Origin of the sequence: Butyrivibrio sp. (assembly GCF_017940685.1) — a bacterium.
GTDB lineage: Bacteria > Bacillota > Clostridia > Lachnospirales > Lachnospiraceae > Butyrivibrio.
The window spans coordinates 1-11,323 of the sequence record NZ_JAGAYD010000112.1 but is presented as its reverse complement, the minus strand read 5'-3'; the positions used below and the strand labels follow the sequence as shown (position 1 = coordinate 11,323).

Annotated in this window: 15 protein-coding genes; 14 read left to right on the top strand and 1 reads right to left on the bottom strand. The window is 38.4% G+C overall.

What is annotated here, in order from left to right; all coding sequences use genetic code 11:
- From J6I68_RS17350 to rsfS, 14 genes are all read left to right on the top strand, one after another.
- A partial coding sequence (locus J6I68_RS17350; protein WP_292218905.1) for a histidinol dehydrogenase occupies positions 1-159 on the top strand: 159 nt, incomplete at its 5' end.
- Positions 160-343: 184 nt separating this feature from the next.
- Entirely contained in the window at positions 344-934 is a 591-nt protein-coding gene (hisB, locus tag J6I68_RS07050) for an imidazoleglycerol-phosphate dehydratase HisB (protein ID WP_292218902.1), read from the top strand.
- Position 935: 1 nt separating this feature from the next.
- Positions 936-2,126 (top strand): bifunctional phosphoribosyl-AMP cyclohydrolase/phosphoribosyl-ATP diphosphatase HisIE, encoded by a 1,191-nt coding sequence (gene hisIE / locus J6I68_RS07045; protein WP_292218899.1) that lies wholly within the window; start codon positions 936-938, stop codon positions 2,124-2,126.
- 11 nt (positions 2,127-2,137) lie between these two features.
- Positions 2,138-4,018: a TIGR03960 family B12-binding radical SAM protein gene (locus tag J6I68_RS07040; protein WP_292218896.1), complete on the top strand. Its 1,881-nt coding sequence runs from the start codon at positions 2,138-2,140 to the stop codon at positions 4,016-4,018.
- A complete protein-coding gene (locus tag J6I68_RS07035; protein WP_292218895.1) occupies positions 4,011-4,736 on the top strand; it encodes a TIGR03936 family radical SAM-associated protein in 726 nt (241 codons plus the stop codon). The genes J6I68_RS07040 and J6I68_RS07035 overlap by 8 nt, the downstream gene beginning before the upstream one ends.
- A complete protein-coding gene (locus tag J6I68_RS07030; protein WP_292218894.1) occupies positions 4,729-5,892 on the top strand; it encodes a ribonuclease E/G in 1,164 nt (387 codons plus the stop codon). The genes J6I68_RS07035 and J6I68_RS07030 overlap by 8 nt, the downstream gene beginning before the upstream one ends.
- Before the next feature lie 97 nt (positions 5,893-5,989).
- Positions 5,990-6,298, top strand: coding sequence for a 50S ribosomal protein L21 (rplU, locus tag J6I68_RS07025; protein WP_120738078.1), 309 nt, complete (start codon positions 5,990-5,992; stop codon positions 6,296-6,298).
- Positions 6,299-6,316: 18 nt separating this feature from the next.
- On the top strand, positions 6,317-6,646 hold the full coding sequence (locus tag J6I68_RS07020; RefSeq protein WP_292218891.1) for a ribosomal-processing cysteine protease Prp: 330 nt from the start codon (positions 6,317-6,319) through the stop codon (positions 6,644-6,646).
- Between the two features lie 3 nt (positions 6,647-6,649).
- The gene (rpmA, locus tag J6I68_RS07015) at positions 6,650-6,937 is read left to right on the top strand and encodes a 50S ribosomal protein L27 (protein ID WP_292204361.1); all 288 of its coding nucleotides are present in this window, start codon (positions 6,650-6,652) and stop codon (positions 6,935-6,937) included.
- Between the two features lie 71 nt (positions 6,938-7,008).
- Positions 7,009-8,367: a GTPase ObgE gene (obgE, locus tag J6I68_RS07010; protein WP_292218889.1), complete on the top strand. Its 1,359-nt coding sequence runs from the start codon at positions 7,009-7,011 to the stop codon at positions 8,365-8,367.
- A complete protein-coding gene (yhbY, locus tag J6I68_RS07005; protein WP_120738086.1) occupies positions 8,364-8,672 on the top strand; it encodes a ribosome assembly RNA-binding protein YhbY in 309 nt (102 codons plus the stop codon). Before obgE ends, yhbY begins: the two co-directional genes overlap by 4 nt.
- 25 nt (positions 8,673-8,697) lie before the next feature.
- Positions 8,698-9,306, top strand: a complete 609-nt coding sequence (gene nadD, locus J6I68_RS07000) for a nicotinate-nucleotide adenylyltransferase (RefSeq protein ID WP_292218882.1) — start codon at positions 8,698-8,700, stop codon at positions 9,304-9,306.
- Positions 9,303-9,887 (top strand): bis(5'-nucleosyl)-tetraphosphatase (symmetrical) YqeK, encoded by a 585-nt coding sequence (yqeK, locus tag J6I68_RS06995; protein ID WP_292218879.1) that lies wholly within the window; start codon positions 9,303-9,305, stop codon positions 9,885-9,887. The genes nadD and yqeK overlap by 4 nt, the downstream gene beginning before the upstream one ends.
- 9 nt (positions 9,888-9,896) lie before the next feature.
- Positions 9,897-10,259 carry a ribosome silencing factor gene (gene rsfS / locus J6I68_RS06990; protein WP_292218877.1) on the top strand — a complete coding sequence of 121 codons (363 nt, stop codon included), beginning with the start codon at positions 9,897-9,899 and terminating at the stop codon, positions 10,257-10,259.
- Between the two features lie 66 nt (positions 10,260-10,325).
- On the opposite strand, the gene lexA is transcribed toward rsfS, so the two are convergent.
- Positions 10,326-10,943: a transcriptional repressor LexA gene (gene lexA / locus J6I68_RS06985; RefSeq protein WP_292218874.1), complete on the bottom strand. Its 618-nt coding sequence runs from the start codon at positions 10,941-10,943 to the stop codon at positions 10,326-10,328.
- Positions 10,944-11,323: the final 380 nt, after the last annotated feature.

The window sequence follows — 11,323 nt, the reverse complement described above, 5'->3', positions numbered from 1 at the left end:
TTCTTCTCGCCACTTTCAGTAGATGATTTTGTAAAGAAAACAAGTATTATTTCTTATTCAAAACAGGCTTTATTTAATGTTCACAAAGATATTGAATTGTTTGCAACCAGAGAAGGACTTACTGCACATGCAAATTCTATCGCCGTTAGGTTTGAATAGGATTTGACTGTTTTTATAATAATGACCGATATGGATAATGCCGATAAAATCACATTTGTAATTGTGTAAAATTGTGTTAAAAATGCAAGTGAACTTTCTAAAATAAAAATTAAATGCAAGTTTACATAATCTTAATATTTTGAAACGACAACATTTAGTTACAATTTCTAAGGAGCCACAAGCTATGGGGACAAGACAAGCCACAGTTACTAGAAAAACGCAAGAAACAAATATAAAAATTTCATTAAACCTTGATGGGACTGGTGTTTCAAACATCGAAACAGGCATTGGTTTTTTTGATCATATGCTTACAGGATTTGCAAAACATGGACTTTATGACATGGATGTCAGAGTTTCAGGAGACCTTGAGGTAGACGGTCATCACACTGTTGAAGATACTGGAATCGTTCTTGGACAGGCAATAGCACAGGCTCTTGGTGACAAAAAGGGCATCAAAAGATATGGCAGCATGATACTTCCAATGGATGAAACCCTGGTAATGAGTGCTGTTGACCTGTGTGGAAGACCATATTTTGTCATGGATGCCAATTTCGATGCGCCTATGGTTGGCGATTTTGATACACAGCTTGTAAGAGAGTTCTTTTATGCTGTTTCTTACTCAGCAGCCATGAACCTGCACCTTCGGGTTATCACAGGCATGAACGACCACCACAAGATCGAGGCTATGTTCAAGGCCTTCGCCAAAGCTTTGGACGAGGCATCTACATTTGATCCCAGGATCACAGACGTACTGAGCACTAAAGGAGCGCTTTAATATGCAGAATAACAAGAAAAAAGTAGCGGGCTATATATTTCTTTTGAATAAAACGATCGTATCCTCAAGTGACAGAAAAACTGTTATAAGTGATGATCCAGTTTCCTATGCAGGAAGCATCTCTGATAACGGTGCTGATGAGATCATAGTATTTGATATGTCTGAATCAGGTAACGATGCTGCCCATGAAGAGGCTCTTGATATTATCAAGGACATTTGCAAGGAAGTTGATGTACCTGTTACCGGAGCTGGAAATGTCAAGAGGATGGAAGACATAAAAAAGCTATTGTATGCTGGTTGCAAGAAAGCTGCCCTTAACTTTTCCAAGCCTTCAAACATTGAGATCTTAAAAGAGGTTTCTGAGAAATTCGGAAAAGAAAAAATCGTTATCTGCTACGATGATCCTCAAACTATAGATAACAATAAGGATCAGGTAGAGTCATTAAGTTCAGAGCTTATCCGTTTTGTAGATCAGGATGGAGCAAAGCTTCCTGATACTGAAAATGATGAATATCTTTTTTACGATGGGAAAGATGTTATCGAAAAGGATGTTACTGACAGGTCTTTAAGTAGTTCTTTTACCTGGGCAGATCTTAAGAAAAACTCAGATGGAATGGTCCCAGTTATTGTTCAGGACTACAGGACTGATCAGGTTCTGATGCTAGCATACATGAACGAAGAGGCCTATAACAAGACTCTTGAGACCGGCAAGATGACATACTTTAGCCGCTCACGGAATGAGCTTTGGATAAAGGGAGAAACAAGTTCTCACTATCAGTTTGTAAAGAGCCTTACAGCTGATTGCGATCTTGATACGATTCTTGCTAAGGTTAAACAGATTGGCGCAGCCTGTCATACCGGAAGTTATTCCTGTTTCTTTAATGACATAGCCAAAAAGGAATACAGTGAGAAAAACCCTCAGAAGGTTTTAGGCAGTGTCTATGAAGTTATAAAAGACAGAAAAGAAAATCCCAGAGAAGGATCTTATACAAATTATCTGTTTGATAAAGGCATTGACAAGATCCTTAAAAAAGTCGGGGAAGAAGCTACAGAGATGGTTATAGCTGCCAAGAACCCAAATGACAATGAGGTTATTTACGAAATGTCAGATTTCCTGTATCATATGATGGTCCTCATGGCTGTTAAAAATGTTAGCTGGGAGGATATAACAGACGAATTGTCAAGACGATAAAGGAAAGTAAAATGAATTTAAATTTAGCTCTGTCAGATGAGACATTACTCAGTATTGAAAAGCCGGAAAGATACATTGGAGGCGAAGTTAACTGCGTGATGAAGGATAAGGAAAAGGTAGATATCAGATTTGCCTTTTGTTTTCCTGATGTTTACGAAATCGGAATGTCTCATCTCGGAATACAGATTCTTTATGGAATGTTCAACTCCTACGAAGACGTATGGTGCGAACGTGTCTATTCACCATGGATGGACATGGATGCAGTGATGAGGAGGCAGGACATTCCTCTTTTTGCGCTTGAATCTCAGGATAAGGTCAAGGACTTTGATTTCCTTGGATTTACCCTCCAGTATGAGATGTGTTATACCAATATTCTGCAGATTCTGGATCTTTCAAAGATTCCATTTAAAACTATAGACAGAACATGGGATGATCCAATAGTTATTGGTGGTGGTCCATGCACCTACAATCCCGAACCAATAGCAGACTTTTTTGATATTTTCTACATCGGTGAAGGCGAAACGAGGTACAGGGAACTTTTTGACCTTTATAAAAATCTTAAGGACATTGGCATTTCCAGGAGTGAGTTTTTACATGAGGTAGCTAAAATTCCCGGAATGTACGTTCCTTCGCTTTATGATGTCAAATACAAGGAAGATGGCACCATTCTTTCTATGGAACCGGTATTTGATGATATACCAAAGACAATTTATAAAGAGATGTGTCTTGATCTTTCAAAAGAGTTTTATCCAACAAAGCCTGTAGTTCCTTACATCAAAGTCACCCAGGACAGAGTAGTCCTGGAGATCATGCGAGGATGCATCAGGGGCTGCAGATTCTGTCAGGCTGGTCAGCTCTATAAGCCACTTAGGGAAAAGGATATTGAGTACTTAAAAAAGATAGCAATTGAGTCTCTTAAAAACACAGGCTATGAGGAAATATCACTTAGTTCTTTAAGCTCTAGTGATTATTCCAAGCTCCCAGAGCTTTTGGACTTTTTGATCGATAAGTGCAATGAGAAAAAGATAAATATTTCACTTCCAAGTCTTCGTATAGATGCATTTTCTCTTGATGTAATGAGTAAGGTACAGGATGTTAAAAAGAGTAGCCTTACCTTTGCTCCGGAAGCAGGAACTCAGAGGATGCGTGATGTGATAAACAAAGGTCTTACTGAAGAAGACATTCTTCGAGGCTCTGAGCAGGCCTTCCTTGGAGGCTGGAATAAGGTAAAGCTTTACTTTATGCTAGGGCTCCCAGGTGAAACAGATGAGGACATACTTGGAATAGGTGATATTGCCAATAAGATTGCAGCTCTTTACTTTGAAACTGTTCCCAAGGAAAAGAGAAATGGAAGAACAATTGATATTGTAGCCAGCACTTCCTTCTTTGTGCCAAAGCCCTTCACACCATTCCAGTGGGCAAGAATGAATACTAAAGAAGAATTCCTTGATAAAGCCAATAAGACAAGGAAAGGAATCATGGCTCAGCTCAATCAGAAACATATCAAGTACAACTGGCATGAAGCTGACGCAAGTATGATGGAAGGTATATTTGCCAGAGGCGATAGAAAGCTTTGTGACGTAATACTTAAGGCCTATGAAAAAGGCTGTATTTTTGATGCGTGGAGTGAATTCTTTGATTTTGGAAAATGGATTGAAACCTTTGATGAGTGCGGTATTGATCCATTTTTCTATACCACCAGGGAAAGAAAAGATGATGAGATTTTCCCTTGGGATATACTAAACTGCGGCGTAACAAAAGAGTTCCTTTTGAGAGAATGGCACACAGCTAGGAAAGGTCTTCCTTCAACCAACTGCAAAAAAGGATGCCTGGGTTGTGGAGCAGCTTCCTATGGCGTTGGTGTATGCAAGGAGGAAAAGACAGTTGAATAAATTACGCTTGAAATTTTCGAAAAACGGACCTATAAAGTTCATAGGTCATCTTGATCTTATGCGCTATTTTCAAAAAGCTATCAGACGGGCAGATATTGATATAAAGTACTCTGAAGGCTTTAGCCCACACCAGGTGTTATCTTTTGCACAACCACTTAGTGTTGGCGCAACAAGCGATGGCGAATACCTGGATATGACTGTCAATTCCATGGTTTCAGCACAGGATATCATGGACAGGTTAAACTGTGTTATGAACGAAGGTGTAGAAATACGTGCTATAAAAGAGCTGTCAGAAGGAGAAGATAAGGCCATGACTCTCTCTGTTGCTGCGAGATACTCACTTAGACTTCGTGATAGTGCTGATTTTGATGACTGGACTTATAAGCTTGAGCAGTACCTTGGAAATGATAAGCTTCCTGCCATGAAAAAGACAAAGAGTGGTGAAAAAGAGATTGATATGAAACAGATGATATTTAACTACTCTTTTGATCACGAAAGCAGGAAAGTAGAGATGCTTCTTAGTATGAGCAGCAAGGAAACACTTAAACCTGCGCTAATATTTGAATATTTTTATAAAAGTGTAAATAGGGAGTTCGACACTAAATTCCTTGACATACACAGGATAGATATCTATAGATCAGGGTCCGATAGCGATGGGAACTATATTGAACCTTTCATAACAAATGATACAAATGAGAGAATATACATAAATGGCTGATATCTTTATTTCTGAATACCAAAATTATCCACTTGTATCTGTATATATAGATGACAAGCTTTCTTTTCTATCTCTCGTAAGGGAATCAGATCTGGGCAGTGTCTATTTATGCAGGGTTGATAACATTCTGGATAATCTTCAATCTGCTTTCGTAAGATTTGGTGACGGAAAGATTGGTTATGTTCCGTTTAAGAGCATTTTGCCATCATGCGTGGCAAATAGAAGTATCTCATCTTCAAAAGAATTAAGACAGGGGGATGAGATCCTGTTACAGGTTGATACAGAGGAAATTAAGCTTAAAAAAGCCAAGCTAACTTCGCATATATCTGTTTCTGGACAATATTCAGTAATTACCCTTGGAAGACGTGGTGTTGGCGCTTCTCTTAAGCTTTCTGAGGATGTTCGAAGTCTTCTTATTGCAGAGATTAAAAAAGAATATCCAGCTCTTTTGTCAGAATATTCTAATGCCTTATCTGAAGCCGGCTTTGGAGTAATAATCAGAACAGAAAGTGCAGAACTTCCAATAGAAGAAGCTGTTCCGCTGATAATAGCAGATATAAGATTTTCTTTAAATGAACTTGAAAAGCTTCTTACAGAAGGCAAAAAGAGATCTCTTTATTCCTGTATTAAGAAAAGTAAGATGGGCGATATAGATGAACATATCCTTAGAGCTAAAAACTTTCTTAAGTCCAGAGAAATAACAGATTACAAAGTTATAAATAAATCTGTCGTTTATAGCATAAAACAGGATATCGAAAAACTTCTTCATAATAAGGTCTGGTTAAAAAGCGGCGGATTTCTCATAATAGAGCAGCTGGAAAGCTTTAATGCCATAGATGTAAATTCTGGCAAAGCAATTGATAAAAAGAAAGATTCCTTTTTAAAGATCAACTACGAAGCAGCAGATGAAATTTTCAGGCAGATAAGGCTTCGCAATCTTTCCGGAATGATACTTATTGATTTTATCAATATGAAAAGTAAGGAAGATACAGATAAGCTTTGTAGTTACGTAAAGACTCTGGCACGGAAAGAAACGGTTCACACAGAGTTTATTGATATCACGGGGCTTGGGATCATTGAGCTTACTCGAAACAAAAATGATAAAACGTTAAAAGAAGTTCTACAAAATAACACAGATACTGTTGACAAGCCTTAGAGGCTGTGTTAATATACCATGGTATGCCGCTTAACTAGGCATAAGTGGGCCTTGCCCCGCCGAAGTTAGCGAGTTTTTTAGAAGAAGGAGGTAACTTATGTACGCAATTATTGTAACTGGTGGAAAGCAGTACAAAGTTTCCGAGGGCGATGAGATCAAGGTTGAGAAGCTTGATGTAGAGCCTGGAAAAGAAGTAACATTTGACAATGTTATTGCAGTAAACGATGACAAGGCACTTAAGGTTGCAGGCGATGTTTCTGGTGCTAAGGTTAGCGCAACAGTTGTTGAGCAGGGCCGTGCTAAGAAGGTTGTTGTTTACAAGTACAAGAGAAAGACTGGCTATCACAAGAAAAACGGTCATAGACAGCCATTTACACTTGTTAAGATTGACAAGATTTCAATGTAATTTTTGGTTTAATATACCATGACAACTATTACAATAACCAAGACATCAGATGACAATTATAGAGAAATAGAATGTAATGGTCATGCTGGATATGCTGAATATGGAGAAGATATTGTTTGTGCGGCTGTTTCTGTGCTGACTATCAATACTGTTAATTCCATTGAGCAGCTTACAAAAGATAAAACTAATGTTTTTGAAAGCGAAAATGATGGGATCATCAGATTATCTTTCAAGGATATTCCTTCAAAAGAAGCAGATCTTTTGCTCAGGTCTTTTGAGCTTGGTGTCAAAGGTATATCAGATCAGTATGGTAAGAAGTTTTTGAACATTAAATTTAGGAGGGTATAAGTCATGATGAATATGAACCTTCAATTTTTTGCTCATAAGAAGGGTGTTGGATCTACTAAGAACGGTAGAGATTCAGAATCCAAGAGACTTGGAGCAAAAAGAGCTGATGGACAATTCGTAAAGGCTGGTAATATTTTATACAGACAGCGCGGAACACACATTCATCCAGGTGTAAATGTTGGAATCGGTAGCGATGACACACTCTTTGCACTTGTTGATGGTATTCTTAGATTTGAGCGCAAGGGCAGAGACAGAAAGCAGGCCAGCGTTCATCCTGTAGAGAATAAGTAATTAGTTTTTATCAGGCTTCAAACATTGTTCGTTTGAAGCCTATTTTTTTCAGAACATATTGAGGTAAACATATGCCTGTATTTGTTGATAAAGCAAGAATATTCATTCAGAGCGGAAAAGGTGGCGATGGCCATATTTCTTTTCGCCGTGAAAAATACGTGCCAAATGGTGGTCCTGATGGAGGAGACGGAGGAAAAGGCGGAGATATAATCTTTGCAGTAGATAAGGGAATCAATACCCTTGCTGATTTCCATTACGGTGGCAAGTATAAAGCAGAAAATGGTGAAGATGGAAATAAGAGGAGGATGCATGGAAAGAATGGATCCGACCTCATTATCAATGTACCTGAGGGTACAGTTATAAAAGAAGCTGAAAGCGGAAAAGTCATCGCTGATATGAGTGGCGATAACAGCAAAGTAGTTGTACTTAAAGGCGGCAAAGGCGGAAATGGTAACATGCATTACGCAACTTCCACTATGCAGGCACCAAAGTATGCTCAGCCTGGTCAGCCAGCAATGGAGCTTGAAGTATTATTAGAGCTTAAAGTTATTGCTGACGTAGGCCTTGTTGGTTTCCCAAATGTTGGTAAGTCGACTTTTCTTTCAAAAGTATCTAATGCAAAACCAAAGATTGCCAACTATCATTTCACAACATTGTCACCAATGCTTGGTGTTGTGGATCTTGACGATGCAAGAGGTTTTGTGGTTGCAGATATTCCTGGTCTTATTGAAGGAGCTTCTGACGGAGCAGGACTTGGACATGAGTTCCTAAGACACATAGAGAGAACAAGGATGATGATCCATGTTGTGGATGCAGCTTCAACTGAAGGAAGAGATCCACTTGAAGATCTCGAAGCTATAAATAATGAGCTTGAGCGCTATAATGCAGATATAACCAAGAAAAAACAGGTAATTGCTGCCAATAAGATTGACATGCTCCCTGATGGGGAATATTCAGAAATAATTAAGAAGATCAAAGAAAAGTATGAGCCACTTGGGGTTAAGGTCTTTGCAACCTCCACCCTTACTGGAAAAGGTATCAAAGACTTGTTATACTATGTAAGTAGGACCCTTTCTGAGACTGAGTCTGAGCCGGTAGTGTTTGAGCAGGAGTACTTCCCTGAGCAGGAACTTAAAAATATTGACGAGTCATTTACCGTTTATTATGACAGTGAAGAAGCTGAGTATGTAATAGAAGGACCTAAGATTGAGAAAATGCTTGGTTACACAAATCTTGAGTCTGAAAAGGGCTTTGCGTTCTTCCAGAAATTCCTTGCTGACAATGGTATACTTGATGAACTTGAAAAGCTCCATATTGGCGAGGGTGATACAGTAAGAATGTACGGTTACAGCTTTGAATATTACAGAAATGCTGACACACAGCCTTTTAATGATACAAACGAAGATGACTATGAGGATGAAGAAGAATGACATTAACCAGTAAACAAAGAGCATATTTAAAGAGTCTTGCAGCTGACCTTGACCCTGTTTTTCAGATTGGAAAAGGCAGCGTGACTCCTGAAGTTATAGATGCTATTTCAGAAGCATTTAATACACATGAACTTATCAAGATCACTGTTTTAAAGAACTGTCTCGATGATGTAAAGGAAGTTGCGATTACAGTTTCTGAGCGTTCAAGATCAGATCTTGTTCAGGTCATTGGAAGAAAATTTGTACTATATAAGCCATTTAAAGATGATCCAAAGATCATTTTACCTAAAAGCAAGAAGAATTAAGTCAAACAACTAATGGAGGCACAATATGGAATGCAGAAAAATCGGTATCCTTGGCGGAACTTTTGATCCAATCCATAACGCACACCTTCTTCTTGGTGAAGCTGCTAGAGAACAGTTTGGGCTCGACAGAATAATCTTTATCCCCAACAACCTTGCACATCTGATCAACAGAAAAGAAGTTACAAGTGGTGATATACGTTATCAGATGGTTAAAATGGCAATATCTGACAATCCATATTTTACATGCTCGAGGCTTGAGATTGATAAGCCTGAGGGCATTTATACCTATGACACTATCCAGGAGCTTAAGCTCATGTATCCAGGAGATGAGCTGTATCTGATACTCGGCGGCGATTCAATAATTGGTATTGACACCTGGTACATGGCAAAAGAGCTTTTGCAGTCCTGTACTATTTTAGCTGCAGTAAGAGCAGATGATGATATTGCTGCACTGGATAAGAAGCAAAGAGAACTTGCTACAAGGTTTGGAGCTGATATTCGGCTCATGACCTTTAACAGGATTGATATTTCATCAACAGATATCAGACAGAGAGTTAAGACTGGACGCTCCGTAAGGTATCTTATGCCAGAACAGTGTATTGAATTTATGTGTATTAAGGGGCTCTATCGATGAAGACTATAGAAATATCTCAAAAGCTTCGAAAATCCCTGGAAAAAGAGCTAAAACCAGACAGGTTTGATCATACCCTCGGTGTTGCATATACTGCAGCAAATATGGCATTTATCCACGGCGAAGACGTTGAAAAGGCATTAATTGCAGGTTTCCTTCATGACTGCGCAAAATGCATGTCACATGAAGATCAGATTAAGATATGCGAAAAAAATAAGATTGAGATTTCAGAAGTCGAAAAAAGAAACCACTCACTCTTACATGCCAAGGTTGGAATGTTTCTTGCCCGCACCAAGTATGATGTTTACGATACTGATATTTTAAATGCTATCAGATGGCATACCACTGGAAGGGAAGATATGTCCCTTCTTGAAAAAATAATATATATTGCAGATTTTATTGAGCCAAACAGAAAGCCTTTAGATGATATGAATACTATAAGACAAGAAGCTTACACAGACATTGATAGATGTCTTGCACATATCCTTCATAATTCTGTAATATATCTTAAGACCATTGGCAAAGAAATAGACGATGCAACAATGATCGCCTATGAATACTATAAAGACAGATATAATGATTAAGAGGTGTACATGTCAGATTTAGAAAACTCAAAGAAAATGGCAGCAATTGCTGTAGATGCTCTTGAAGACAGAAAAGGTGAAGATATCAAAGTCCTAGATATCAGCAGTATTTCTACACTTGGTGATTACTTTATCATCGCTGCTGGTACTAATAGAAACCAGGTACAGGCACTTGCTGATAACGTTCAGGAAAAGCTTGGAAGAGAAGGCTTTTTCACCAAGAATGTAGAAGGATACGACGGAGCAAACTGGATACTTTTAGATTTTGGCGATATCATTGTCCATGTATTTGACAGTGAAAACAGAATTTTCTATGACCTTGAGAGAATCTGGAGAGATGGTAAGGTTGTGGAAACATCTGACCTTAAATAACTTCAGGTAAATAAATGTATTTTAAAACCCGCTAACATATTATGTGTATGCTAGCGGGTTTTTTATTTAATAGAATCTCATAACTCCGAATACTTTTCCAAGTATCTTACAATCATCAACAATAATTGGATCCATTGAGTCATTTTCAGGCTGGAGTCTTATATGTCCCTGCTCTTTGTAAAAGGTCTTAACAGTAGCAGAATCGTCAATAAGAGCCACGACCTGGTCTCCATTCTTGGCAGTGTTGCACACCTGAACAAAAAGCTTGTCTCCATTGTATATTCCAGCGTTGATCATTGAATCGCCTTTAACATTTAAGATAAAAGCATCTGATCCCTTAGGGCACATCTCTGCAGGAATTGGAATATATGAATCTATGTTTTCTTCTGCCAGAATAGGAGTTCCTGCAGCAACCTGACCGATAACAGGGATGCTGACAATTTCTGTTCTGACCATATTAAATCCATCATCACAGATCTCTATAGCTCTTGGCTTAGTAGGATCTCTTCGAATGTATCCGTTTTTCTCTAATGTCTCAAGATGAGAATGAACTGAAGAAGTAGATTTTAAATTAACCGCCTTGCAAATATCTCTAACTGCAGGTGGGAATCCTCGAGATAACGTTTGTTCCTTAATATATTCAAGAATTTCCTGCTGTTTAGGTGAAATCTTACCTTTTGACATAGGCCCCTCCTAATATATGAATCTCTTACTGACACTAAGTATAGCACATTCCAGAGTATTAATGCAAATGTTTGTTCGGAAAATATGTTCGAAAAATGTTGACAACAGAAAATATGTTCGATATTATATTTATAGAACAATTGTTCGCAACAAACGTTCGCATGGAGGTATCAAAATGAGTGATGCAATGAGAGCTGCAGCAAGTTTATATAATGATCCAAGATATTTTAGCAGAAGTGAGATCCGTATCCGCAAGAATAAGGGATAATCAAACTTGTTGAGGGTTTGCCGTCTTAAATGAGGGTCTAACTTGAGGGTTTGACTCTAAATAAGACCGACTTGTTGAGGGGCAAACTTGAGGGTCTGATACTTTGAACAAC